The organism is Sphingobium sp. (assembly GCA_035196065.1).
GTDB classification, from domain to species: Bacteria; Pseudomonadota; Alphaproteobacteria; order Sphingomonadales; family Sphingomonadaceae; genus Sphingorhabdus_B; species Sphingorhabdus_B rara.
Map to the genome: position 1 here is coordinate 2,633,715 of CP136575.1, position 25,580 is coordinate 2,659,294.

The following is a 25,580-nucleotide window of genomic DNA, read 5'->3' on the forward strand; positions in this document are numbered from 1 at the left end:
TCCCCATCATTCGGATCAGGCTGCACGCACATCGCGCATACGGGCGGCCATCGAATGGTTTTCCTTTTCCATCCAATCGATCAACATGGCAAGCACGCGGCGCATCGTGGCATCTTGTTCTGCCATCCGCACTTCCATTTCGGCAATGCGCGCCTGTAAACTCACGTCGACACCTGCGCTTATTGTCGGCACCGCCGCCAGATGCGACGGCATGGCGACGACATTGGCGCTGTCGATTGCAGCGGCTGGTTCCTCTGCAGCATCGACGACCACCGCGGGCAGATCGACAGCCAATGCCGGTGCCTGCGACGACATCGGCGCTTCATAAGCGAAAGGCTTGCCCGCCATGTCGGCGATCACCGCCCCGACGAGCGGACCATCGATCATATCGATCTGCTCAACCGCACCCATCAGGAGGCAGCGGTTCATCAGCGCATTAAGCTTACGCGGTATGCCTGTTGTTTCGTCATATAGTGCCGCATAGGCATCGTCCGAAAGTTGCGGACGGCCGGTCCAGCCAGCCTTGCGCAGCCGGTGCTGGACATAGGGCTGGACTTCATCGGCATCCATGGCTTCCAGATGGTGCGTTGCAATCACGCGCTGGCGCAGCTGCTCCAGTTCGGGCGCGGTCTTTACCAGATCGCGAAATTCGGGCTGGCCAAGAAGGAAAATCTGCAGAAGCGGCATTGATCCCAGCTGAAAATTGGAAAGCATGCGCAATTCTTCCAGTGCATCGATCGCCAAATTCTGGGCTTCATCGACCACCAAAAGGCAACGACGGCCGGCGCGCGCTTCTGCATGAAGGAAATTTTCGATGGCTTTCAACGCCGATGCTTTATCAAGCCCGCGCGTGTCGATGCCATAGCTTTCCGCGACCATTTGCACCAGATCGACCGCGTCCAACTGACTGGTGACGATCGTTGCCGCAGTCAGGCGAGCGCGATCGATCGTCTGCATCAGATGGCCGACCAATGTCGATTTGCCAGAGCCCACCTCGCCAGTGATGACGATGAAGCCCTCACCCTGTGCCAGGCCATATCCCAGATAGGACAAAGCCTTGCGGTGCGTTCCGCTTTCAAAATAATATTGCGGGTCGGGTGTCAGTTGGAAGGGACGTCCCGAAAGGCCATAAAATTGATCGTACATTGTATCAGACTTTCCTGTCCGTTGGCCTAGAAGCTGTAGCGCAGACCGAGCAGCGCAGATGCGGTGACATCGCTGGCGAAGTCTTCTTGCTTCACACTATCAATTCCGACGGCCGCCGTTGCTGAAAGGCCGCGCCAAAGTTGGCGGTAATAGGCAGCATTTGCGCCGACATTATACACGTCCGACGCAAGGCTGAAGCCGGGGTCCACCCAATTGCCATAGACATTGGTTTCGAAGCGCGAGCGCCGGTCAAGATCACGGCCGAGGAAACCAGCGACATAATAATTTTCATCAACCAGACCATCGAGCTGCGCCTGTGCGCCAAGACCTGAAGTGAGGAATTTCTGTTGGTTATAGCCGATAGCTAGCCCGCTTTCCCAACCGCCGCTGTTGGTGACGACCGATGCCGCAACGCCGCGCGAGCGGAAAGCGGCAGAGCGCAGCGATCCCAGCGCATTGTTGAAGCAGGAAGCCCCAGCCGCGCCAAAGGCACAGCTGCCGATATCACCCGACAGCGGATTGCGGATGCTGTTGAACTGGGTTGGCAACGCGTTGAGGCTGCGGCTGAGCGAGCTACCAAAGCCGGTCACTGTGTCATAGACCGAGATATTGGCGGCGAGCCGTTCATTCGGCTGATAGCTGAAGCTGCCAAAATAAGTGTCGGTGCCATAGCGGCGACCGTAACGCGCCTCGAGCGAGGTGCGGTTGCTGGGCCGCCAGAGTACGCCGGCATCCCAGATCAGCCCGTCGCTTTCATAAGCGATCAATCGGGGCGATGCCGGATCGGTAACAAACCGTCCGCTTGGCGTGATGATCGGATTGCCCAGCGCATCGCGCAACGCATCACGTTCGCTGATGCTGATATCCTCATAGCCCACGCCACCAACGGCCGCGAGGGTCGGGGTGATCGGCACGGTCACATCTGCGCGCGCATATTTGGCATCGAAACGCTGGTCGAGTTGGCTGGCATCCTCACGATCCCATCCCGCACTGACCGCCCAACCAAAGGGCAAATTACCCGGCTGCATGCCGACCGAGGCCATAGCGGAATGGCTGACGCTATCATCGAAAAGGTCGGCCGCAAGCTGGCCGGGGGGCAGCGGGCCAACATCATTGGCGTCAACCTTGGTGTAGCCTGCACGATAAGCGGCATTGACTGAAAGGTCACCGACCTGTGCCGCAAAGGTCGGTCCGGTATAGACCGAATAAACCTGCGTCACATTATCCTGATTTCCAAGGATGGTTCCCGGTGTGCCGACGCGATTGTCGATACGAGACCGCGTTGCGATACCGCCCGCCTCAATGCTGAGGTTACGGGTGATCGCGACCGAACCGCGTGCAAGGCCGCTGATATTGTCTTGCCCTTGGACATCATCATCATAGCCAATCAGCCGTTCATAACGGACATTGACCTGCGCCTCTGCCCGCCTGGTGTTGATTGCTGCATCGACACCGGCGGCGATGGTCGAATAGGTCAACACCTCTCCGCTGCCACCGACATCAACCAGCAAGACCTGCTGCGCCTCAATATAGGGGGTGACTTCAACACGGGCACGATCCCCGCGCCGCGCTTTCTTGGGCGCTGGTGCGTTGCTGACCGGCGATGCCGTTGCGCTATCGTCGGTCGGTATCCAGCCACTTTCCAGTGATTGTGCCTGGGCAGGCGCGACAAGGGCAATCACCGATGTCGCAAGCATGAGACCGCCTAGGCGGAAAAATCTGCGGTTGAGCATGGTCAGGCTCCATATCCGTAATAACTGCCGAACTTGCGGCCAGTCGGGGAAAACTTGGTTTTATTGAGAAGCAGCTGGATATTGTCGCAGCCGCTGAGCAAAGAGAGCGCATCGCGCAGCGCCGTATCAGTCGTGACGTCGGCGTGAACGACCATCACCGCTTGCCCAACATGCAAAGCCAGCACCGAGGCGGGCGATGCCGCAAGCGCGGGCGGGGAATCGAAAATGATGATGCGTGTGGGATCATGCGCCGTCAGCCGGTCCAGCACCGCCGCACTGTGCGCAGCCGCAAGATATTCGGTGTCCTGATTGGTCTGGCGGCCCGCCGGAAGTACCGACAACCCGGCAATGTCAGTTTCAATCACAAGATCTTCGGCATCTATTGTCGGGTCGGCCAGCGCATCCATCAGGCCGCGCTCGCCTTCAATGCCAAGCCGCGACATGATGCTGGGCTTGGCAAAATCGGCATCGACCAGAAGAACGCGGTTATCCTTCTCGGTCGCCATCGACAGAGCAAGGTTCAACGCACAGAAAGTCTTCCCCTCATTGGGGTTGGCCGAACAGATCAGGATGCGTTCGCCATTCTCAATGGGTTCGAACCCCTTCCCACCCCGCGCAGCCAGCAGAAGCTGGCGCTTGACGATACGGAACTCTTCCGAAAGCCCGGTAACGGGGCCTTCCGGAACGATATAGTTCGACGCGCGCAGGCGTTCGCGGTCGACATTGGCCTTGAGCTTATGGAAATTGGGTGCGCTCACAGCTTCGCGCAGTTGCGGTGCGGCAACGTGCTGCGCACCAGGCTGAGGCTCGACGGCAACCGGCGCAGGATCGGCGGCAGGCGGTTCGGGGCTGCGCAAGGCCGAACGGAAATCGTAAATCTCGCTCGCGCGCTCAAGCAAGGATGCAGGCGGCTTGATCGGACTATGATTGTTCATTTTATCGGGTCCTGTCATGCTGCCATGCCGCGCTGGATGAATTCAACCACAAGCAGGACGGCAAATACGCCCACCAGCGCTGCACTGCCCCCGGCAAACTGCCGCAGCTTGCGCTTACGCTCGATGCGCTGCGCACTGGTCAGCATCTGCGAAATCGATCCAACCACCGGCAGGCCGCTGGCTTTTTCCAGCTTCGCCGCTGTGGGAAAACTTGTCTGCAAATGGCCGAGCGCAAAGGCAATGCCGGCGCCGGCGCCTATGCCAGCGAACAGCACCATGGCGAGCAACAAGGGACGGTTCGGTTTCGCCGGTGCAGACGGGACACCCGGTTCATCGACAACCTGAAACTGGACGGTGCCAGTCTCGGTCTCCACCTGACCGCGCAGGCGGATCGCCTCCCGGTCGGTGAGCAGCTTGTCATATTGCGCCTTCAGCACTTCATAATCGCGGCTGATGCGCGAATATTCCGCCGAAAGGCCGGGTTCGGAAATCTGCTTTGCAGTAAAGTCGCTAATCTGTGCCTGCAACGCGGCCTTGCGTGCGGTCAATGCCGTAACCGACGCCTGCCGTTCGGCGAGCATCGATTGTAGCGAGCTATAAGCGGGATTTGGCATACCCCCGGCCCCGCCACCACCGCCGCCCTGCGACCGCAGGATGGAAATCTGGTTGCGGATCGCGATCACGTCCGGATGGCTATCGGTATAGCCCCGTGCCTTCATCCCGGCGAGCTCTGCATTGGCTGCGGCGACCGGGCTGCTGCCACCACCGCCGGCCATCGAAAGCGTGCGCGGCGTGCCGGCAAGCTGGCCGTTCAGCGCAGCAAGCGCGCTGCGTGCCTGGATCAACTGTGAATCAAGTTGAGACATTTCCGCCCGTGCGGCCGCCATCTGGGCGGAAATCGATCCCGTGCCGTTGCCGGGAAGCATGCCCATATTCTGGGTCTCGAAAGCCACGCGTTTCGCTTCGGCTTCCTGCAACTGCTTCTGCCGCGCTTCCAACTGGGCATCGAGGAATTTCATCGTCTTTGCCGTCTCGGCACGGTCGCCAGAGATATTCTCCTCTTCAGCAATATCGATCAGCTTTTGCACGATATCGCGCGCCATGCCCGGCGAGTTATGCTGCGCGGTGATCGAGAAGACGTTTTCGTTGGTCATGTCCGCCTTGACGGCAATGTCCTGACGCAGCTTGGCAATTGCGCCTGCAAGTTCACCTTCCGAAACGACTGTCCGGCCGAGGTCGGTACCCTTGACGACGCGTTCCAGATTGGCCGAACTGCTGAGTGACTGCTGCAACTGTTCGATCGCCTTGCGCCGTTCGCCGGCGGTGATGCCGACCTTTTCGTCAAGCACCGTTTGCGGGCGTACCATGATGCGCGCCGAGGATTCATATGTTGAAGGTATAAGCGCGACAATCAGCCAGCCGATCAGACACACGCCCCAAGCGATGGCAAGCGCCAGCCAGCGCCTGTGCCAGACGCTGTGGACTGCGATACGCAGTTCATCGTAGAGGCTGGTCATCCGCTACGTCGCCCCTCTCAAAACATGCTTTCAGGGATGATGATCACATCACCCGGTTGCAGCAGCACATTGGCCTTGCTGTCGCCGCGCTTCAGCAGATCGCCGATGCGCAGCGTATATTCCTGGCTGCGTCCGGTTGCCTTGTTGAAACGGACCAGCCGAGCCTTGTTGCCAGCGGCATATTCCGAAAGCCCGCCGACAGCGATCATCGCATCAAGCAAGGTCATGTCGGCGCGAAACGGGATCGATGCCGGCTTTTCAGTGGCGCCGACAATCCGCACCTGCTGATTATTGGTTGCGGCAAATTCGTTGACGATCACCGAAACAATGGGATCGTTGATATATTGCGACAGTTGCAGCTTGATATCCTGCTGCAACATAGTCGCAGTCTTCCCGGCTGCCGGCATGTCAGTAATCAACGGCGTTGTGATGCGGCCATCGGGGCGCACCTGCACCTTTGCCCCCAGTTCGGGGTTGCGCCAAACGAAGATGGTGATCTGGTCGAGCGGACCGATCAGATATTCTTCGCTCGCCTGTTGTTGCGCCGGAATAGAAGGCGCGGGCGGCAAATTCGATCCACCCAGCGACGAACAGCCAGAAAGCGCCATGCCGCTCGCACCCAATGCAAGAAAAGCCTTCAAACTTAAAGACTTATTCATTTTACGTCCCTTCCGATCCGCAGCGAAACCCGAAGATTTCGACGGAAAAACAAGCTGTACCGCACACAGCCTCGCATTCCCTATGGCTAAAAAGGGTGAACAGACCGTTAGGATTGATGTCCCAAAGTTGTAAAAATAGCTCCCGGCTCTGCCCCGCGCAGCTCAGGCAGGGGACATGACAGCTAGGACTTAGCGGTTAAACCGCGCGCTCTCGCTCGAGCAGCTTTGCCTTGCGGTCGAGCCCATAGGCATAACCGCCGAGCGAACCGTCGCTGCGCACGACGCGGTGGCAGGGAATGAGTATGGCGACACTATTTGCACCATTGGCAGAGCCGGTAGCCCGAACGGCGCTGGGCTTTCCAACTGCGGCGGCAACCTGGGCGTAACTGCGCGTTTCGCCCGGCGGGATGCGCCGCAATTCCTGCCATACGGCCTCTTGAAAGGCGGTTCCGGCGATGTCGACCGGCAGGTCCGGCATTTGCGCGGGATTTTCAACGGCGGTTGCGGCCTGTTTGGCCAGTTCAGCCATATTCGCATCTGCAGCCAATATTTGCGCACGCGGGAAACGCCGCAATAGCGCGCCTTCATCTTCGTCAAAGGACAGGCGGCAAATGCCCTTTTCGCTTGCAGCAACCAGCATCTGGCCCAGCGATGTATCCACCACTGCCCAGCGGATCACAGCGCCAAGCCCGCCATCCTTCCAGACATTCGGTTGCATGGCCAACCTAGCCGCCACAGGCCCGGAAAAGCGCAAGTGTGCGTTCGCGCGCCAGATCAGCGCTGGGTTCGTGATAATCCTTGCGCCGGTCCGAATTAAAACCGTGATTGGCATCATAGACAAAGACCTGGGCGGTCGGGTGGGCCTTTTCGATCAAAGCCTCTACCCCCTCCATCGGGATGCCCTGATCAAAGCGGCCGAAATGGGCGATAGTGGCACAGCCGGGAGCCTCGCCGGCAAAAACCGTTGGCACCATGCTGCCATAATAAGAAGACGCGGCGGCAAGATCGGTGCTGATCTGCGCCATCCGCCAAGTGACAGACCCGCCATAGCAATAGCCGGTGATGAACACCGGACCTTTGTCTTTCAGGGCATCAATGCATGTCTGCGCATCGGCGAGCGATTGTTCAAAGGGGTGCAGTTGGCGCGCCAGTTCCACTGCGCGTTCAAATTCAGGGCCGGTATAGTCGCATTCAAAGCCGGGATGTTCGCGGTCGAACAAGGCGGGGGACAATACTTCATATCCATCCGCGGCATATTCATCGCACAATTCACGGATATGATCGGTGACGCCAAATATCTCTTGGATGAGCACAAGCCCGCCGCGCCGTTCGCCTGCCGGCTCGACATGATAGACGGCGATCTCCGCACCATCAGACATTTGCATCTTGATCATCTCGCCCACAATCTACCCTCCGGCTCTTTATTACCCTGAACTTGTGTCACCATGCGGCGACGGCATTCGAGGGTCCATTTTTCCTCTCGCCCCTTCGGTCTAGGTGGCGAGATGGATATTAGATCATGTTCAGCATGATGATTCATTGAACACAACCCCAATCGTCCATCTTGCATCGCAGCAAATCCCCTGCTAGGCGCGCGGCGACTTTGCAAAAGGGTCGTCCTTTTGCACCACAGGTCATGTTCAAATCCTGTCTGTTTTAAGGACCCAAACGCGTGGATAATTCCAGCGGTAATCAGGCTAATGTGCAAGCAAGTCTTGCAGGGCGCTACGCCACAGCGCTGTTCGAACTCGCCCGCGAATCGAAAGCGATCGACGCCGTCGAAGCCAGCCTTGCCAAAGTGCGGGCCGCGCTCTCCGAGTCGGCCGATTTTGCATCGCTCACGACCAATGCGGCCGTTTCACGCGACGATGCGAAAAAGGCTGTCGCGGCAATCGCCAAGACGCTGAAGCTTGATGCGCTGACGGCAAAGACGCTCGGCGTTCTTGCTGACAATCGCCGTCTTGCCGAAACACGTGCGGTGGCAAATTCCTATGCCGCACTGGCAGCTGCGCATCGCGGTGAGATCACCGCCGAGGTCACCAGCGCCCACGCCCTGTCGGCCGCGCAGTCCAAGGCGCTCGCCGCCAAGCTTAAAGAACGCGTCGGTCGCGATGTCGCGATCAGCGCCAAAATCGATCCTGCGATCCTCGGCGGCCTGACCGTCAAGATCGGCAGCACCCTGATCGACAATTCGATCCGGACCCGTTTGAACACCCTCGCTAACGCGATGAAAGGCTAAGTTACATCATGGATATCCGCGCCGCAGAAATCTCCAAGGTCATCAAGGACCAGATCGCCAATTTCGGCACCGAAGCCCAGGTTTCGGAAGTCGGCTCGGTGCTCTCGGTTGGTGACGGCATTGCCCGCATCCACGGCCTCGACAATGTCCAGGCGGGTGAGATGGTCGAATTTTCCAATGGCATCAAGGGCATGGCCCTGAACCTCGAAGCTGACAATGTCGGCGTCGTGATCTTCGGTTCTGACGCTGAAATCCGCGAAGGTGACGTTGTAAAGCGGACCGGTACCATTGTGGACGTTCCCGTCGGCAAGGAACTGCTCGGCCGCGTGGTTGACGGTCTTGGCAACCCGATTGACGGCAAGGGCCCGCTCAAGACAACCAAGCGCGCCCGCGTTGAAGTCAAGGCGCCCGGCATCATCCCGCGCCAGTCGGTGAACGAACCCGTGCAGACAGGCCTCAAGGCTCTGGACGCTCTCGTCCCCGTCGGCCGTGGCCAGCGCGAACTGATCATCGGCGACCGCCAGACTGGCAAGACCGCCGTCGCGATCGACACCTTCATCAACCAGAAGGGTGTCAATGCAGGCGACGATGAATCGAAAAAGCTTTATTGCATCTACGTCGCCGTCGGCCAGAAGCGTTCGACCGTCGCGCAGATCGTCCGCGCGCTCGAAGAAAATGGCGCGATGGAATATTCGATCGTCGTTGCTGCGACCGCTTCGGAGCCCGCTCCGCTGCAGTATCTTGCGCCCTACACCGGCGTCACCATGGGTGAGTATTTCCGCGACAATGGCATGCACGCCGTGATCGTTTATGACGATCTTTCCAAGCAGGCCGTTGCCTATCGCCAGATGTCGCTGCTGCTTCGCCGCCCGCCGGGCCGTGAAGCTTATCCCGGCGACGTTTTCTATCTCCACAGCCGCTTGCTTGAGCGCGCTGCAAAGATGAGCGACGCCAATGGCGGCGGTTCGCTCACCGCTCTGCCCGTGATCGAAACCCAGGCCGGCGACGTTTCGGCCTACATCCCGACCAACGTGATCTCGATCACCGACGGCCAGATCTTCCTTGAAACCGACCTCTTCTATCAGGGCATCCGCCCTGCAATTAACGTCGGTCTCTCGGTCAGCCGCGTGGGTTCGGCCGCACAGACCAAGGCGATGAAGAAGGTTTCGGGCTCGATCAAACTCGAACTCGCCCAGTATCGCGAAATGGCTGCGTTCGCGCAGTTCGGTTCGGACCTCGACGCCTCGACGCAAAAGCTGCTCAACCGCGGTGCGCGCCTGACCGAGCTTCTGAAGCAGAAGCAGTTCAGCCCGCTGCCGTTCGAAGAGCAGACCTGCTCGATCTTCGCCGGCACCAACGGCTATCTGGATGGTATCGCCACCAGCGACGTGACCCGCTTTGAAGAAGCGATGCTTGCCGACCTGCGCACCAACCATGCCGACATCCTGAAGGGCATCCGCGAAAGCCGTGACTTCAGCGACGACAGCAAGAAAGCGCTGATGGCTGCGCTCGACAAGTTCGTGAAGACCTTTGCTTAAGAAACCCGTCGCCCCTGCGAATGCAGGGGCCGCAGGCAGTAAAGATTAACTTACAGCGGCCCCTGTTTCGGCACGGGCGACGATAAGGAAACCTGATGGCTAGCTTAAAGGCCCTCAAAATTCGGATCAACTCGGTCAAATCGACCCAGAAGATCACCAAGGCGATGAAAATGGTCGCTGCCGCGAAGCTGAAGCGCGCGCAGGAAGCGGCCGAGGCATCGCGTCCCTATGCCGAACGGCTTGAAGCGGTTGTTTCTTCGATTGCATCGAAAGTGACCGTTGGCCCGCAATCGCCAAAGCTTCTTGCCGGAACGGGCAAGGATGATGTGCATCTCTTTGTTGTTGCCACCAGCGACAAGGGCCTTGCCGGTGCGTTCAACACCAACATCGTCCGCCTCGCCCGCAAGCGCGCCGAAGAACTGAAGGCGCAGGGCAAGACAGTCAAATTCTATACGATCGGCAAAAAGGCAAAAGACGGCCTTTCCCGCCAGTTCCGCAATGACATTGTAGTCAGCGTGGAACCCGGCGATCTTGGCAAGCTTGGCTTTGATACGGTGCAGGTCTGGGCAAAGGATCTGAATGACCGTTTTGAAGCTGGCGAATTTGACGTTGCGCATCTGTTTTTCAGCAAGTTTGTCAGCGTCCTGACGCAGGAGCCGACCGAATTGCAACTGATGCCGGTCGCTTTGTCGAACGACAATGCCCCCGCCGGTGCATCGGCCTCTGTTGAATATGAACCCGATGAGGAAGAAATCCTCGCCGATCTGCTGCCGCGCAACGTGGCGGTGCAGCTGCTCCGCGCACAGCGTGAAAATGCGGCATCGGAACAGGGTTCAAAGATGACAGCAATGGACAACGCCACGCGCAATGCTGGCGACATGATCAACAAGCTGACCATCCAGTATAACCGCACCCGTCAGGCTGCGATCACCACCGAACTCGTTGAAATCATTTCGGGCGCAGAAGCGCTCTAAGACATCCGTAAAGGCAAGGAAGACGAACATGGCTACCGCCCCGAAGAAAACCGCTGCAAAGGCCGCCGCTCCGAAGGCTGCCGCCGCCAAGAAGGCTCCCGCGAAAAAGGCCGCTGCGCCTGCGAAAAGTACTGCCGGTGCTGCAACCGGCCGCATCAGTCAGGTGATTGGTGCCGTCGTCGACGTTTCGTTCACCGGCGAACTGCCTGCGATCCTTTCGGCACTCGAAACCGACAACAACGGCAACCGCCTCGTTCTCGAAGTTGCGCAGCATCTGGGTGAAAACACCGTGCGTACCATCGCAATGGACTCGACCGATGGTTTGACCCGCGGTCAGCCCGTGCGCAGCACCGGTGCCCAGATCTCCGTTCCCGTCGGCCCGGCAACGCTTGGCCGCATTCTGAACGTCGTTGGTGAGCCGATTGACGAGCAGGGCCCGGTTGCCACCGAGCTGCGCGCACCGATCCACGCAGAAGCGCCGCTGTTCGTTGACCAGTCGACCGAAACCGAAATTCTTGTCACTGGGATCAAGGTGATCGACCTTCTCGCGCCTTATGCAAAGGGTGGTAAGATCGGCCTGTTCGGCGGCGCAGGCGTCGGCAAGACCGTTCTTATTCAGGAACTGATCAACAACATCGCAAAGGGCCATGGCGGCACCTCGGTGTTCGCCGGCGTGGGTGAGCGTACCCGCGAAGGTAACGACCTTTATCACGAATTCCTCGACGCCGGCGTTATCGCCAAGGACGCCGATGGTAACCCGACCCCCGATGGTTCGAAGGTTGCGCTGGTGTTCGGCCAGATGAACGAGCCCCCGGGTGCGCGTGCACGCGTTGCCCTTTCGGGTCTGACCATCGCCGAATATTTCCGCGATCAAGAAGGCCAGGACGTGCTCTTCTTCGTCGACAACATCTTTCGCTTTACCCAGGCGGGTTCGGAAGTGTCGGCGCTTCTCGGCCGTATTCCTTCGGCTGTGGGTTATCAGCCGACGCTGGCAACCGACATGGGCCAGTTGCAGGAACGCATCACCTCGACCAACAAGGGTTCGATCACCTCGGTTCAGGCCATTTACGTTCCCGCGGATGACCTTACCGACCCTGCACCGGCTGCATCGTTCGCCCACTTGGACGCAACGACCGTTCTTAACCGTGCGATTTCCGAGCTTGGCATCTATCCGGCGGTTGACCCGCTCGACTCGACCTCGCGCGTTCTGACCGCCGCAGTTGTCGGCGACGAGCATTATGAAACCGCCCGCCGCGTTCAGGAAACGCTGCAGAAGTACAAGTCGCTGCAGGACATCATCGCGATCCTCGGCATGGACGAGCTTTCGGAAGAAGATAAGCTCACCGTTGCCCGTGCGCGTAAGATCCAGCGCTTCCTGTCGCAGCCGTTCCACGTTGCCGAAGTCTTCACCAACATTCCTGGTAAGTTCGTGCAGATCGAAGACACTGTGAAGTCGTTCAAGGCTGTCGTTGACGGCGAATATGACCACCTGCCCGAAGCTGCCTTCTACATGGTCGGCGGCATTGACGAAGCCGTCGAAAAGGGCAAGAAACTGGCTGCTGAAGCAGCTTAAGGACCTCGTCCCCTCCCGCCAGCGGGAGGGGAGGTAAGGAAACAGAAAAATGGCACTGCATTTCGAGCTCGTAACCCCTGAAAAACTGGTCCGCAGCGAAGGCGTTCATATGGTCGTTGTCCCCGGTGCAGAGGGCGATTTTGGTGTGCTCGAAGGGCACAGCCCGATGATGTCGACACTGCGCGACGGCACGATCAGCATTTATGCCAGTGCAGGCGCAACGCCCGAAACGATCGCGGTGGACGGCGGCTTTGCCGAAGTCAGCGACAAGGGGCTGACGATCCTTGCTGAAAAGCTGGGCTAAGCCCGACGATTGATTGGCCCTCTGGGTCGCAAGAAATTAGACCGGTGCGGGCAATGCTCGCGCCGTTTCTTTTTGGGCGATGCCTGCGCAGGTAAGAAAGCGCCGGTTAGCGTTGCGTTCCGGCTATGACAGCATTGCGCTGCAACTGCCACATGATCAGCCCCGCCGATACAATCAGCGCAGATCCGCCCAGCGCCATCGCATCGGGCCAGTGACGGAAAACAAGCGCATCAATCAGCAACGCCACGGGCAGTTGCACATAGGCCGCCTGCGCTGCGTCCGCGGCGGTGCTGCGCGTTGTACCCAGATAGATCAGCCAATGCGCGGTGCTTGCGCTCACGGCGACAATCGCGCAGCGCAATATTACCGAGCTTTCGGGCCAGCCGATTTGCCAGGGTTCGAACCCGCTCATATCCCCGATGCTAGCGACAATGATCATCACCGGTGCTGCAACCATAGCGATAGCAAACTGCAGGGCCATTGGTGAACCCGTCCCTGCCGCCATCCGATTGAAGATGAGCATCAATGCCATGAACACCGCCGCAATCAATGGCATGAAAGCGATAATGCCAAGTTCCGCAAGATTAGGCCGCAGGACGATTGCCACCCCGGCGAGCGCAATGGCGGTGGCGAGCCATGCCGCGCGCCGCATCGGTTCGCGCAGCAATGCTGCAGAAAGCAGCGCGGTAATGACCGGGCTGACAAAAACGATAGCCGTGGCCTCTGCGAGCGGCATCAGGAACACACTGGAAAAGAACAGACAGGCCGATGCCGCCAGCGAAAAACCGCGCGCAAACTGGACCCAGGGCCTGCGCACCGATAGCAAAGCTTTCCCTTGCGTTACGATCACGAAGGTTGCCAGCAAGGGCACCGCGATCGCAAAGCGCAGCGCCGCAATGGCCGGCGCAGGCCAGAGACCGGCCATCGATTTGATCACCGCATCACCACAAGTCAGTAATGCAAAACCTGCAAGTGCCAGAGTGAAGCCGGACGAATTGCGCATCTGTTTCCTACGATCAATCTAAAACGGCCGGGCTGGCGTCGCTATGCTCCGCCGTTCCATAGCGGCGTGTCATCATTCAACCAAAGCGATAGTTTTCGGATCCGCATTTCGGATCAGGAGCGCGAACAATTACCCATTTGTTCACCATTTCGCGATAGGCCCGGTTCACGACAAACATCCGAAACAGGAAAAGTGGCCCGATGAGCGCATTTGGAAAACGACCGGGATTGAACGGCAGCCGCCCCGCCTTTGGCGTCGCGCGGCCAATGTCGGGCGCCACAGGCTCCGCAGGCGGACAAAGCCGCAACTCCGATCCCTTTGCCGACATTTCGGCACCCAAGGGCGGCGAGCAATTCCCTTCTATCGATTCGCTGGATCTGAACCCGGGTCAGCAAGCCAATACCCAAAGCGACGCCATGATGCGCCTCGCAGAGCGCGCAAGTAACAGCGGAGAAACCGAAGCTGCTGCAGAAGGTTTCGAGGCCTCGGTGCATCGCATCAAGGAACAGGTGTTACCGCGCCTATTGGAACGCGTTGATCCCGAGGCAGCGGCATCGCTCAACAAGGAAGAATTGACCGAAGAGTTTCGGCCGATCATCCTTGAGGTTCTCGCTGAACTGAAGCTTACCTTGAACCGGCGCGAACAATTCGCGCTGGAAAAGGTTCTGGTGGATGAACTGCTGGGTTTCGGTCCGCTGGAAGAATTGCTGTCTGATCCGGAAATTTCGGACATCATGGTCAACGGCCCACACCAGACCTATATCGAGAAAAAGGGCAAGCTCCAGCTTGCCGGTATCCAGTTCCGCGATGAAGAACATCTTTTCCAGATCGCACAGCGCATCGTGAACCAAGTCGGCCGCCGTGTCGACCAGACCACCCCACTTGCCGACGCCCGCCTCAAAGACGGTAGCCGCGTGAACGTTATTGTTCCCCCGCTTTCGCTGCGTGGTACGGCAATCTCGATTCGTAAATTTTCCGAAAAGCCAATCACCATCGACATGCTCAAAGGCTTTGGCTCGATGAGCGAGTCGATGGCCACCGTGCTGAAAATTGCCGGTGCCAGCCGGATGAATGTCGTGATTTCGGGCGGTACCGGCTCGGGTAAAACAACAATGCTCAACGCGCTTTCCAAAATGATCGATCCCGGCGAACGCGTTTTGACGATCGAGGATGCCGCGGAGCTTCGCCTTCAGCAGCCCCATTGGCTCCCGCTTGAAACCCGTCCGCCCAATCTGGAAGGCGATGGCGCGATCACGATCGGCGATCTTGTGAAGAACGCCCTGCGTATGCGTCCTGACCGCATCATCCTGGGCGAAATTCGTGGCGCAGAGTGTTTCGATTTGCTCGCCGCCATGAACACAGGTCATGATGGTTCCATGTGTACGCTCCACTCCAACAGCCCGCGTGAATGCCTGGGCCGTATGGAAAACATGATTTTGATGGGTGATATCAAGATCCCCAAGGAAGCCATTTCGAAACAGATCGCCGACTCGGTCGACATGATCGTCCAGGTGAAACGCTTGCGCGACGGTTCGCGCCGCACCACGCAGATCACCGAAGTGATCGGCATGGAAGGCGATGTCATCGTCACCCAGGATCTGTTCAAATTCGAATATCGCGACGAAGACGCCGACGGCAAGATCATCGGTGATTTCGTATCGGGCGGCGTGCGCCCTTATACGCTTGAAAAGGCACGCCAGTTCGGTTTCGACCAGCCCTATCTCGAGGCCTGCCTCTGATCCGGCATGTCCGTCCGGCTGCTCCGCCTGCCGGAAACCGCTTGCCTAGCCAGCCTGCCGTGCATTAATTTATCTGCTCCGGAATTCCTCCGGGGAGGATGATTTGCATGAAAAAAGCTCATCTGATTATGGTGGCGGCAATCCTGACCGCACCTCTCGCTGCCTGCGGCGAGAAAGCCGACAACGCTGCACAAGAAACCGGCGAAGCTGTCGAAGCGACCGGCGAGGCTGTTGACGAAGCGGCTACCGACGCTGTCGATGCTGCAGAAAAGGCAGCTGATGAAGCCGGCGAAGCTGCAGAAAAGGCCGGTGCGGCCGCAGAGAATATGGCCGGTGATGCCGCCAAAGCCGCTAGTGAAGCCGCTGCAAAGGCCGGCGATGCTGCGAAGAAAGCAGGCGATGCCGCCAAGGAAGCCGCGAAGTAATCGCGTGACCTCATCGGCGTAAAAAGCCCGCTCGGTCACCGGGCGGGCTTTTTCATGTCCCAATACAGGGTTTGGTGCGCCCGACGGGATTCGAACCCATGGCCCCCAGATTAGGAATCTGATGCTCTATCCTGCTGAGCTACGGGCGCGCCAAGACGCCCATAGCGGCGCTGCGGAATAGCGTCAATTTTTGGCGTCGGGTGGAATGAAGGGCAAGGGCAGCGGCGCGACGGCTATACCTTCGTCATGCAGTTCGCGGGCGTCGTCGATCGTGGCATTCCCATGAATGACACGGTCGGCCGCTTCGCCATAATGAATGGCGCGCGCTTCTTCGGCAAAGCGATCCCCGACCCAATCCGACTTTTCCAATATTTTCGCCTGCATCTCGGCTATCTTGCCGATAGCTTCGACCAGTTCGCTTGGCATTTCAGCCATGTTCGCCAGCGGAACCGCAGGATCAGAATGACCGCGCGATTGTGCGGCCGGCTCGATCTGGTTGCCTTTCCTGCCAATGTTTGGGGCCATCACGGCCTTCCGAATATCCGCATCGCCGCACATAGGGCAGATCAGCAGGCCCTTGGCCTTTTGCTGCTCATAATCCGACGATGACGCAAACCAGCCTTCAAACTGGTGTGCACCCCGATTGCAGACAAGGTCAAAGGCGATCATGCGTCAGGCACGACCTAGCAGCGGATCAAGCTTTCCAGCGGCATCAAGCGCATGGAGATCATCGCAGCCGCCAATATGCTGACCGTCGATAAAGATCTGTGGAACGGTGGTGTACCCATTTGATCGCGACAGCATATCCGCGCGCTGCGGTCCACTACTCGCATCAAATTCAGTGTAAACCGCACCCTTTGCATCGAGTAGCGCTTTCGCGCGGTAGCAATAGGGGCATGCGAATTTGGTAAAGATTTCGACTTTTGCGACCATGATGATCAAATGGTGCCCCATCGCGGCCACGTCAAGAGAGAGGATCAGGCGATATGTCCAACTCTAACGCTTCGGGCAGGACACGTGCCCAGCAGAAGATCGTGACATCCGCCGCGCCAGCCTTCAGCAACGCGCGGACGCAGGCATCGGCCGTAGCGCCACTGGTATAAACATCATCGACCAGCACGACCGATCGGCCCTGCACCCTGCCCTGCTGCCTTGGCCGGATTGCGAAGACGCCTTTGACCATCTTTGCACGTTCGCGCGCTGAAAGGCCGCCCAGCGATCGGGTCGCCTTCGTGCGAACCAACAAATCCGGGCAATGTTCAGCAGGCGACAGCCGAGCGAGCTGCGCTGCGATTAAAGCTGACTGATTATATCGGCGACGCCACAGCCGCGTCCAGTGCAACGGCACCGGAACCAGAAGAGGAGAATCCGGCAATGCGGACAGATGCCGGCGCAACTGCTGTGCGACAAGGCGCGCTAGACCGATCTTGCCGCCATGCTTGAGTTTCAAGGCGATCTCGCGGCTTATCGGGCCATAGGCGACGGCTGCCTTTATGCCGCTATGACGCGGCGGCTGGGCAAGGCAGGCGGCGCATTGCGCACCTTCTGCAACGGCATAGGGCAAGGGTAGATCGCATGATTCGCAGCAGGGCTCGCCAAGGAAATGCAGCGCCTGCCAGCAGGTCGCACAAAACTGGTCTGGATCGGGGGTGATAACGCCGCAGCCGGGACATCGCGGCGGAAGCGCGAAATCCAATATCGACCGCAATGGCGCCATCAGCGTCTGCATCTCCCTCTTGTCCCGCATAAGTCAGACGGGCACAAGCAGCTTATGCAATCAACCCCACCGCAGCTATTCGATTACCGCCGACGCCGTGCACTGCGCGAACGGGCTATAGCCCGAACCGCTGGTCAATCGTTCCTGTGGACATGGCTTGCAGAAGAAATTGCCGACCGGCTGGCATGCACGACGCGCCAGTTCGAACGCACGCTCATTCTGGGTCCGCTGGCCGCCAATGGCGATATCCTGTCTGAACCCAAATTGGGGGACGTCATATGCTTGCCGACAGCGGAAGAAGATCAGCTTGGCCAAGACACGCAGTCTTTCGACCTCATTATCGCAGCAGGCACGCTCGACAGCGTGAACGACCTGCCTGGCGCATTGGTGCAGATCCGCCGTGCCTTGAAACCCGATGGACTATTTCTCGGTGCGCTTTTCGGGGCGGGCAGCCTTGGTGCGCTTAAACGGGCCATGATGATCGCAGATGCTGACTCGGTGCGGGCGCATGTGCATCCGCAGGTCGAACTGCGGTCGGCAGCTGACCTTCTCGCACGAACCGGTTTCAACCTTCAGGTTGCCGATCGGTCCGGGCTTGATGTTCGCTATGGCGACTGGCGCAGCCTGGTGCGCGACCTGCGCGATGCGGGTATTGGCAATTGCCTTGCCAGCCGCGCACCCTATTTAGGGAAACACTATCTGCAACGGCTGGATCTTGCCTGGACGCAGCTTGCAGACAGCAGTGGCAAGGTTGCCGAATCGTTTGAAGTTCTGCACCTCAGCGGTTGGTCGCCATCTGCCAGCCAAGCCAAGCCTGCGGCACGCGGCAGCGGCCAGATATCGTTGGTCAAACTGCTCGACAAATCGGGTGAATTGTAAAATCTATCCGTTCAGTTGATTGCGCAGCAATTCGATCAGCGGAAGGTCGGCGGGCGGCATTTCAAGATCATGCATTTGATCAAGGCTGAACCAGCCGATTTCCTGTTGCTCGACACCGTACGGATCACCGCTCCATTCCCGGCCCACATAGAGCATCAGCAGCAGATGCTTTGATCCCAGTGGCGCGCTGGCAAAGCAGCAGGGCAACAGGGATTCGGGCGAAACATTCATTGCGAGTTCTTCGGCAAGCTCCCTGACCAACGCCTGTTCAGGACACTCGCCCTCTTCCAACTTGCCACCCGGAAATTCCCAAAGTCCAGCCATTGGGCGGCCTTCAGGCCTTTTTTGCAGCAGAATCAGCCCGTCTGCGCGCACCATCGCAGCCGCGACCACGAGCAATAATGTCGGATTATTTTTCAATTTGGTTCCAACTTGAAAGTGTTTGTTAACGCATATGTGGAAAAACGCCACGGTCGCAACCATCACATGAAATGGAACAGATCATGTTGAATTTTTTTCGTGGCATCAAACAATGCCAGATGGGCGCGACGGCAGTAGAATATGGACTAATCGCATCCCTTTTGGTGATCGCAATGATGGCTGCATTTACCAACTTTGCAAATACAACATCCGGGATGTGGAACAGCGTCAGCAATAAGGTCGTCACCGCATCAGAAGGCTGAGGCTTTAACGATTTGGTAGCAGTTGATGCGTTATCGGTCCAGTTCAGCCATTTTTTTGGGCTGCCGGGTGAATGAATGTGAACAGGAGACCTGACATGAAAATGATCAAGAAGCTTTTCAAGAATGAAGAAGGCGCAACCGCAATCGAGTATGGCCTGATTGCCGCTCTTATCGCAGTTGCTGCTATCGTTGCTATGGGTTCGCTGGGTAACAACCTCACGAACACCTTCAACGAAGTGAACACCTCGCTTGAAGGTGCGAACGCCAAGAACTAATCGGTTCTTGCCAGCCATGCTCGCATGGCAGCGAAAAAAGGGGGCGGGAACTTTCGGGTTCCTGCCCTTTTTCGATTCGGCGCAAGCCGCACGCCATTAACGAATTGGCGACTTTTGTTCACTATCAATGGGGCATCGACGCCATGCGTAGCACGGATAGAAGCCGCGAAAATGAACAAGCCGCTTGACCCCAATATGGTGAATTCCCAGACGGGAAAAAACCGTTCGAACGATCGTAACAGCTTGTTGCTGAAAGCTGTTTTGCGCTTTCCCACATCTAAGGCCGAAGGCGAAGTGCGCGTCCGCAATCTTTCATCGGGCGGATTGATGGCCGAAGCCGCCGTCCAAGCCAGCCGGGGCGAAATCGTCGAGGTGAACCTCAAAAATCTCGGCTGGGTTACTGGCCGCGTCGCTTGGGTCGCAGAATCGCGTTTCGGGGTTGCCTTCGATTATCCCATCGATCCCAAGGCTGCACGACAGAGCATCTCGTCGCCTTCCGAAACCGACAAGATACCCCATTATCTGAAAAAACTGGATCGCCTTGCGGTGCCCAAGGCACCGCTCCGCCGAATCTGACGATCAGACGGTCAGGCAGTAAATGTCGACCGGAACCGTCACCGCATCGATTACGCGGCCTACCGGATAAGTCGATTTCGCACCATCTTCGACAGCCTTTTCAAGCAGTTGCTGCTTATCTTCGCCACTGATGACCAACATCGTCGTGCGCGCCTCGGCGATCGCCGTTGCCGTCAAAGACACCCGATCAACCGGTGCGTCGGCCGGCATGGGATCGGGACGAACGCCAACTGCCTTGACCCCCTTGGGCGGCACCATCGCATTTTCCAGATCCGGCCCTGCAAAGATTGACGCGGTATGGCCGTCGCTGCCCATGCCGAGCCAGACCAGATCCGGCGGCCAGTGCAGGTCGGCAAGCCGCGCATTGGCGGCGCTGCCGGCCAGCTTGTAATCGGCGGCATCGCTGTTCAGTGGCAGAACGCGCGCACCTTTCGGCAGGAATATCTTGGCGAGCATCGCGACATTGGAAAGCGGATCGCTAACAGGAACGAGACGATCATCAGTGGGGATGATCGTGACACCTTTCCAACGCAGCGGCGCTTCAGCGAGCTTTTCCAATATGGGACGCGGCGTGTTTCCGCCGGGAAAGGCAACCAGCGCCTGTCCGCGTGCATCTAGCGCGCTTTCAATGATAAAGGTGACGTCGCCGACAACACCGTCGACAAACTCCTCGACCGAATCAAATTCCCACCACTCGATTTCTTCGGCCATCCTTCTGTCCTTTGCTTATCGCGCCAACGCAGTCGCGGCGCGGGCCGCAGCCTCAATCGCTGCGACATCCGGCGTTCCTTTAGCAACAAGCCAGCTACCGCCAACACATAAAATCTCAGGTACAGCGAGCCAATCGGCGGCATTGTCCTGCCGGATACCGCCCGTCGGGCAGAATTTGCAGTTGTAAAAGGGCCCGATCAGCGATTTCAGCGCCGGAAGCCCGCCGCTGGCTTCTGCAGGGAAGAATTTGAAATGCTCCAGGCCAAGGTCCATCCCGCGCATGATGTCACCCGCATTGGCAACGCCCGGCAAAAAGGGAATGCCACTTTCAACTGCAGCGGTGCCCAGATTGTCGGTCAGCCCCGGCGAGACGATGAATTCGCTTCCCGCGTCGATTGCTGCGCGCAACCCGGCCACGTTGACGACCGTGCCGGCGCCGACAATCGCGCCCGGAACCTTTTTCATCTCTGCAATCGCTTCAAGGCCGGCTGCCGTGCGCAGCGTAACCTCAAGAACCCGCAAGCCGCCAGCAACCAGCGCCTCAGCAATCGGCCGGGCATAAGCAACGTCTTCTATCACCAGCACCGGTATGACAGGCGCAGTGCGCATAATGGTTTCAATCGGCTTCATATCCTGTCCCTAAAGATGCTGGCGCGCATATGCGGCTGCAGCGCCGAATAGCCCGGGTTGGGGGTGCGTGATCAGTTTGACCGGCAGACCTGCCATCAAGCCTTCGAAACGACCCTTGGCGCAAAACCGTTCTGCAAAGCCCGACCGCAGCAATGTTTCCTTGATCCGAAGCCCCAGTCCGCCAGCTATGACGACACCGGAAAAGCCGCCCTGTGCAAGCGCAATATCGCCGGCAACGCTCCCCAGTGCGAGGCAGAATCGGTCAACCGCAGCGGCGGCAAGGCTATCATCGCCAGAAGTGCCCAGCGTCCAGAGCGCCTTGTCGTCGACTGGCTGAAACGCCTTGCCCTCGATTGCAGCCAGCGTTTCATAGATATCGACGAGCCCGGGACCCGAAACCACCCTTTCGACCGATACCCGGCGGTAACGTTTGCGTAGCCGCGCCAATATTGCATCCTCGATTGTATCGAGCGGCGCGAAATCGATATGCCCGCCCTCGGTCGGCTGGACGTGATAGCCATGGTCGGTGCGCAAAAGGTGCGCAACCCCAAGTCCGGTGCCGGGTCCGACGATGCTGATGGTACCCGTTGCGCCCAACGGCTGGTCGGGACCGCACAGATGCGTGAAATGGGCTGGTTCTGCCTGCGCAACGGCATGGCCCACCGCTTCGAAATCATTGACGAGCGCAAAGGTTTCGACCTTCAACTTCTCACGGATCAGCGCGGGACGGATGATCCAGGGATTGTTGGTGAACTTGATCACCTCGCCGCCCACCGGACCAGCGATGGCGATCGCCACAGCATTGGGGACCGCACCGTCAAGCGTTTCACCATAGGCCTCCCACGCCGTCTGGAAAGACGCATGTTCGGCAGTTTTCATGGTCATGGGCTCGCCAAGCGAAACAACCCTGCCATCCGCCACTTCAGCCAGCGCAAAACGGGCGTGCGTGCCGCCAATATCGATCGTGACAATCTGCATCACAGGCCTGCTTCCGCAAGCATCGCAGAGCCGCCTTTTTCAGCTTCGTCTGCGAAATGGCGCATCACCGCGAACAGTTCGCGTGCGCAGCCCGGTTCGAACGGCGGCTGTTTCGCGTCTTCGCGTGCAGCCCATTCGGCAGGCTCGACCAAGGCTTCCAGACTGCCCTGATGCGCGCAAAGGCGCACGACATCGCCATCGCGCAGTTTGGCGAGCTGCCCACCCTTTGCAGCCTCTGGGCTGATATGGATCGCGGCAGGCACCTTGCCGCTCGCGCCGGACATGCGGCCGTCGGTGACCAGCGCAACCTTGTACCCCTTATCCTGCAACACGCCCAACGGTGGCGTCAGCTTATGAAGTTCGGGCATGCCATTCGCTGCCGGGCCTTGGAACCGAACGACGACGACGACATCTCGGTCAAGTTCCCCCGCCTTAAAGGCGGCCAGCACGTCATTCTGATCGGCAAAGACACGCGCCGGTGCCTCAATCGTCCAACGGCTTTCATCGACGGCGCTGGTCTTGAAAGTCCCGCGTCCCAGATTGCCTGTAACCAACCGCATTCCGCCGTCGGCGCAGAAGGGATCTGCAACGCTGCGCAATATGCTTTCATCACCCGTTTTTTCAGGTGCCGGATCCCAGACGAGGCTATCGCCATTCATACGCGGCTCCTGCGCCCCAGCGCGCAGTCCGCCGCCATAAACAGTCAGAATATCATCATGGACAAGGCCTGCATCGAGCAGTTCTCGAATGACAAAGGGCATCCCGCCGGCCGCAGCAAAATAATTCACGTCGCCCGCGCCATTGGGATAGACCCGCGCAATCAACGGAACGACAGAGGACAATTCGTCCATATCCTTCCAATCGATCATGATACCGGCCGCCCGGGCGATCGCTGGCAGGTGGATGGCATGGTTGGTCGAACCGCCGGTTGCAAGCAACCCGACAATCGCGTTCACAATCGCCTTTTCATCGACGCATTGGCCAAAGGGGCGATAGTCCGCATTCGGCGCACCATCCTTATCCCAGCCTATTTCGGTGATCCGGTGCGTCGCCGCGCGCGTCAATTCCTGCCGCAGCTTGGTACCTGGATTACAGAAGCTGGAGCCGGGCATGTGAAGGCCCATCATCTCCATCATCATCTGGTTGGAATTGGCTGTTCCATAGAAGGTGCAGGTGCCCGCGCCATGATAAGATGCAGCCTCAGCCTCCAGCAGTTCCTCGCGGCCGACCTTACCCTCGGCATAAAGCTGGCGGATGCGTTGCTTCTCCTTATTGGCAAGGCCCGACGGCATTGGTCCAGCGGGTATCAGGATCATCGGCAAATGGCCAAAGCGCAGCGCGCCGATCAAAAGGCCCGGGACAATCTTGTCACACAGGCCAAGAAGCACCGCGCCTTCGAACATCCCGTGGCTTAGCCCTACGGCAGCGCCCATGGCGATATTGTCGCGGCTGAAAAGCGACAATTCCATCGACGGCTGGCCCTGCGTCACCCCGTCACACATCGCCGGAACACCGCCGGCGACCTGCGCAGTCGCACCGCGTTCGCGGGCGAACATCTTTATCTGTTCAGGATAACGTCCATAAGGCTGATGCGCGGACAGCATGTCATTATAGGCGGTGATGATACCGATGTTCATCGCATGTCCGCCGCGAATAACAGGCTTGTCATCGCCGCTTGCCGCAAAACCGTGTGCCAGGTTTCCGCAAGACAGCGTAGGCCGATTGACGCCAGCGTCGCGTGCCCGCGCGATCAGATCAAGATAAGCGGTCCGGCCCTGCCTAGACCTCTCTATGATGCGTTTAGTGACTGCATCGACGACGGGGTTCAACTCATTCATGCCAGCTTACTCCATCACGCTCGACCAGCGCTATCGCGGCATTGGGCCCCCATCCCCCCGCACCATAATTTTTGGGCTTCAACCCGGTTTCCGACCACAAGCCGCGAATTGCATCGACCCAAGTCCATTGCGCTTCCACCTCGTCGCGACGCACGAACAGCGTTTGGTCGCCCTCGATAAGGTCCAGCAGCAGCCGTTCATAAGCAATACGGCGGCGCGAAGCCGCAAAGGCGGCGGTCAGCGACAGATCCAGCGGCACCTCGCGCAGCGTGACGCCGCCACGATCAAGCCCGGGCTCTTTCGCCATGACCAGCAATCGGACATATTCTTCCGGCTGCAAACGGATGACCAGCGTATTCGCCTCAAGGCGCCCGCCACGCTCCCGAAAGATATTGTGCGGCACGGGCTTGAACCGGATCACAATTTCGCTGCGCCTTTCGGCCAGTCTTTTACCGGTGCGTAGATAAAAGGGTACGCCCTGCCAGCGCCAGTTATCGACAAAGGCCTTGATCGCTACAAAGGTTTCGGTGTCGGACGCCTTGCCAAGATCGCTATCATAGCTCTCGACCGCAGTTCCGTTGACGGCACCCGCGCCATATTGGCCCGTCACGACATCACCTTCCGCAACGGTGCGAAGCGAGCGCAACACCTTCACCTTTTCGTCGCGGATCGCGGTCGCATCCAGATTGGCGGGCGGCTCCATCGCGGTCAGGGCAAGCAGCTGCAGCATGTGGTTTTGCACCATGTCACGCAACGCGCCGGTATCTTCATAAAAGCCGGCACGCCCTTCCAAACCAACGGTTTCGCTGACCGTGATCTGGACATGCTCGATCGCGTTTGCGTTCCACAAGGGTTCGAAAAGCATGTTCGCAAAGCGCAGCGCCATCAGGTTCTGCACCGTTTCCTTGCCCAGATAATGGTCAATCCGGAAGGTGCGGCTTTCGGGAAAAACGGCGTTGACTGCATCGTTGATCGACTGGCTTGAGGCCAAATCATTGCCCAGCGGCTTTTCAAGACCGATCCGCACATTATCGCCGGCAAGCCCAGCACCATGCAGCCCCTTGATCGTCGGTTCAAAAAGAAAGGGTGCTGTCGAAAGGAAAATTGAAAGCCCGCCGGATATATCGCCAATCTTCTCTGCCAACCCGGCAAACCCTTCCGGCCGGGATGCGTCGAGCGGCTGGTATTTCAGGCGGGTCAAAAAGGCGTCGATCTTGCCTTCATCTTTGCGATCATCCGGCAGGAATTCGCAAAGCGCTTCGCGGGCGAAGGCGCGAAAGCTGTCATCATCATGCTCGCTTCGCGCGGTGCCGAAAATGCGCAACGCCGGCGCGATCAGTTCGTCAGAGTGCAAGGCATAAAGCGACGGCAGCAACATGCGCCGCGCCAGATCGCCCGTGGCGCCGAACAGCAGCAACGTCTCGCTATGCTGGCTCATACACTTGTCTCCCGCGAACATGACCGCGCGCCTTCGACAACCATATTGATGCGAAGTCAAATGACTAGGC

The 25,580-nt window shown here is 58.6% G+C and carries 27 protein-coding genes, 1 tRNA gene and 1 pseudogene; 11 read left to right on the forward strand and 18 right to left on the reverse strand.

The features are described from left to right. Nucleotides 1-15: 15 nt before the first annotated feature. From RSE16_12675 to RSE16_12705, 7 genes and pseudogenes are all read right to left on the reverse strand, one after another. Complete coding sequence (locus RSE16_12675; protein ID WRH75551.1) at nt 16-1,146, reverse strand: XrtA-associated ATPase; 1,131 nt, start codon at nt 1,144-1,146, stop codon at nt 16-18. 26 nt (nt 1,147-1,172) lie between these two features. Continuing rightward, entirely contained in the window at nt 1,173-2,879 is a 1,707-nt protein-coding gene (locus tag RSE16_12680; protein WRH75552.1) for a hypothetical protein, read from the reverse strand. A gap of 2 nt (nt 2,880-2,881) precedes the next feature. Then, nucleotides 2,882-3,814 carry an AAA family ATPase gene (locus RSE16_12685; protein WRH75553.1) on the reverse strand — a complete coding sequence of 311 codons (933 nt, stop codon included), beginning with the start codon at nt 3,812-3,814 and terminating at the stop codon, nt 2,882-2,884. A 14-nt stretch (nt 3,815-3,828) separates the two neighbouring features. Continuing rightward, nucleotides 3,829-5,331 carry a GNVR domain-containing protein gene (locus RSE16_12690; GenBank protein WRH75554.1) on the reverse strand — a complete coding sequence of 501 codons (1,503 nt, stop codon included), beginning with the start codon at nt 5,329-5,331 and terminating at the stop codon, nt 3,829-3,831. Nucleotides 5,332-5,348: 17 nt separating this feature from the next. Beyond that, nucleotides 5,349-5,990 (reverse strand): polysaccharide export protein, encoded by a 642-nt coding sequence (locus RSE16_12695; protein WRH75555.1) that lies wholly within the window; start codon nt 5,988-5,990, stop codon nt 5,349-5,351. A 196-nt stretch (nt 5,991-6,186) separates the two neighbouring features. Beyond that, nucleotides 6,187-6,717: pseudogene (locus tag RSE16_12700) on the reverse strand (methylated-DNA--[protein]-cysteine S-methyltransferase). Further along, complete coding sequence (locus tag RSE16_12705; GenBank protein ID WRH77356.1) at nt 6,716-7,384, reverse strand: dienelactone hydrolase family protein; 669 nt, start codon at nt 7,382-7,384, stop codon at nt 6,716-6,718. The pseudogene RSE16_12700 and the gene RSE16_12705 overlap by 2 nt, the downstream one beginning before the upstream one ends. 278 nt (nt 7,385-7,662) lie before the next feature. Between RSE16_12705 and RSE16_12710 the strand changes: the two genes are divergently transcribed. From RSE16_12710 to RSE16_12730, 5 genes are all read left to right on the forward strand, one after another. Then, nucleotides 7,663-8,229: a F0F1 ATP synthase subunit delta gene (locus RSE16_12710; protein ID WRH75556.1), complete on the forward strand. Its 567-nt coding sequence runs from the start codon at nt 7,663-7,665 to the stop codon at nt 8,227-8,229. Between the two features lie 8 nt (nt 8,230-8,237). Further along, nucleotides 8,238-9,767 carry a F0F1 ATP synthase subunit alpha gene (gene atpA / locus RSE16_12715; GenBank protein ID WRH75557.1) on the forward strand — a complete coding sequence of 510 codons (1,530 nt, stop codon included), beginning with the start codon at nt 8,238-8,240 and terminating at the stop codon, nt 9,765-9,767. A gap of 95 nt (nt 9,768-9,862) precedes the next feature. Then, a complete protein-coding gene (locus RSE16_12720; protein ID WRH75558.1) occupies nt 9,863-10,741 on the forward strand; it encodes a F0F1 ATP synthase subunit gamma in 879 nt (292 codons plus the stop codon). Between the two features lie 28 nt (nt 10,742-10,769). Beyond that, a complete protein-coding gene (gene atpD, locus RSE16_12725) occupies nt 10,770-12,314 on the forward strand; it encodes a F0F1 ATP synthase subunit beta (GenBank protein WRH75559.1) in 1,545 nt (514 codons plus the stop codon). Between the two features lie 49 nt (nt 12,315-12,363). Continuing rightward, on the forward strand, nt 12,364-12,618 hold the full coding sequence (locus tag RSE16_12730; GenBank protein WRH75560.1) for an ATP synthase F1 subunit epsilon: 255 nt from the start codon (nt 12,364-12,366) through the stop codon (nt 12,616-12,618). Between the two features lie 106 nt (nt 12,619-12,724). Here RSE16_12730 and RSE16_12735 read toward each other — a convergent pair whose 3' ends face one another. Then, nucleotides 12,725-13,621, reverse strand: a complete 897-nt coding sequence (locus tag RSE16_12735) for a DMT family transporter (GenBank protein ID WRH75561.1) — start codon at nt 13,619-13,621, stop codon at nt 12,725-12,727. Nucleotides 13,622-13,821: 200 nt separating this feature from the next. Here RSE16_12735 and RSE16_12740 point away from each other — a divergent pair, with 200 nt between their 5' ends. Together RSE16_12740 and RSE16_12745 are read left to right on the forward strand one after the other, a co-directional pair. Beyond that, nucleotides 13,822-15,360 (forward strand): CpaF family protein, encoded by a 1,539-nt coding sequence (locus RSE16_12740; GenBank protein ID WRH75562.1) that lies wholly within the window; start codon nt 13,822-13,824, stop codon nt 15,358-15,360. Between the two features lie 107 nt (nt 15,361-15,467). Further along, on the forward strand, nt 15,468-15,785 hold the full coding sequence (locus tag RSE16_12745) for a hypothetical protein (GenBank protein WRH75563.1): 318 nt from the start codon (nt 15,468-15,470) through the stop codon (nt 15,783-15,785). 72 nt (nt 15,786-15,857) lie between these two features. Here the strand turns inward: RSE16_12745 and RSE16_12750 are convergent. The 4 genes from RSE16_12750 to RSE16_12765 form a co-directional block, all read right to left on the reverse strand. Next, nucleotides 15,858-15,934, reverse strand: a tRNA-Arg gene (locus RSE16_12750). 34 nt (nt 15,935-15,968) lie between these two features. Next, nucleotides 15,969-16,454 (reverse strand): DUF1178 family protein, encoded by a 486-nt coding sequence (locus RSE16_12755; protein WRH75564.1) that lies wholly within the window; start codon nt 16,452-16,454, stop codon nt 15,969-15,971. Between the two features lie 3 nt (nt 16,455-16,457). Beyond that, nucleotides 16,458-16,718, reverse strand: a complete 261-nt coding sequence (gene grxC, locus RSE16_12760; GenBank protein WRH77357.1) for a glutaredoxin 3 — start codon at nt 16,716-16,718, stop codon at nt 16,458-16,460. 31 nt (nt 16,719-16,749) lie between these two features. Continuing rightward, entirely contained in the window at nt 16,750-17,514 is a 765-nt protein-coding gene (locus tag RSE16_12765) for a ComF family protein (GenBank protein ID WRH75565.1), read from the reverse strand. Nucleotides 17,515-17,556: 42 nt separating this feature from the next. Between RSE16_12765 and RSE16_12770 the strand changes: the two genes are divergently transcribed. Beyond that, nucleotides 17,557-18,381, forward strand: coding sequence for a methyltransferase domain-containing protein (locus tag RSE16_12770; protein ID WRH75566.1), 825 nt, complete (start codon nt 17,557-17,559; stop codon nt 18,379-18,381). A gap of 3 nt (nt 18,382-18,384) precedes the next feature. Here the strand turns inward: RSE16_12770 and RSE16_12775 are convergent, their stop codons facing one another. Continuing rightward, the gene (locus tag RSE16_12775; protein ID WRH77358.1) at nt 18,385-18,759 is read right to left on the reverse strand and encodes a (deoxy)nucleoside triphosphate pyrophosphohydrolase; all 375 of its coding nucleotides are present in this window, start codon (nt 18,757-18,759) and stop codon (nt 18,385-18,387) included. 125 nt (nt 18,760-18,884) lie between these two features. On the opposite strand from RSE16_12775, the gene RSE16_12780 reads away from it, so the two are divergent. From RSE16_12780 to RSE16_12790, 3 genes are all read left to right on the forward strand, one after another. Next, the gene (locus RSE16_12780) at nt 18,885-19,064 is read left to right on the forward strand and encodes a Flp family type IVb pilin (protein ID WRH75567.1); all 180 of its coding nucleotides are present in this window, start codon (nt 18,885-18,887) and stop codon (nt 19,062-19,064) included. Nucleotides 19,065-19,159: 95 nt separating this feature from the next. Then, entirely contained in the window at nt 19,160-19,339 is a 180-nt protein-coding gene (locus tag RSE16_12785) for a Flp family type IVb pilin (GenBank protein ID WRH75568.1), read from the forward strand. Between the two features lie 171 nt (nt 19,340-19,510). Further along, nucleotides 19,511-19,915: a PilZ domain-containing protein gene (locus RSE16_12790; protein WRH75569.1), complete on the forward strand. Its 405-nt coding sequence runs from the start codon at nt 19,511-19,513 to the stop codon at nt 19,913-19,915. A gap of 3 nt (nt 19,916-19,918) precedes the next feature. Here the strand turns inward: RSE16_12790 and pgl are convergent, their stop codons facing one another. The 5 genes from pgl to zwf are packed head-to-tail and all read right to left on the reverse strand — an operon-like array spanning nt 19,919 to nt 25,510. Continuing rightward, on the reverse strand, nt 19,919-20,626 hold the full coding sequence (gene pgl, locus RSE16_12795) for a 6-phosphogluconolactonase (GenBank protein ID WRH75570.1): 708 nt from the start codon (nt 20,624-20,626) through the stop codon (nt 19,919-19,921). Nucleotides 20,627-20,641: 15 nt separating this feature from the next. Continuing rightward, nucleotides 20,642-21,256, reverse strand: a complete 615-nt coding sequence (eda, locus tag RSE16_12800; protein ID WRH75571.1) for a bifunctional 4-hydroxy-2-oxoglutarate aldolase/2-dehydro-3-deoxy-phosphogluconate aldolase — start codon at nt 21,254-21,256, stop codon at nt 20,642-20,644. 9 nt (nt 21,257-21,265) lie between these two features. Next, nucleotides 21,266-22,234, reverse strand: a complete 969-nt coding sequence (gene glk / locus RSE16_12805; protein ID WRH75572.1) for a glucokinase — start codon at nt 22,232-22,234, stop codon at nt 21,266-21,268. Further along, the gene (edd, locus tag RSE16_12810; protein ID WRH75573.1) at nt 22,234-24,072 is read right to left on the reverse strand and encodes a phosphogluconate dehydratase; all 1,839 of its coding nucleotides are present in this window, start codon (nt 24,070-24,072) and stop codon (nt 22,234-22,236) included. The genes glk and edd overlap by 1 nt, the downstream gene beginning before the upstream one ends. Then, complete coding sequence (gene zwf, locus RSE16_12815; GenBank protein WRH77359.1) at nt 24,065-25,510, reverse strand: glucose-6-phosphate dehydrogenase; 1,446 nt, start codon at nt 25,508-25,510, stop codon at nt 24,065-24,067. Before zwf ends, edd begins: the two co-directional genes overlap by 8 nt. Nucleotides 25,511-25,580: the final 70 nt, after the last annotated feature.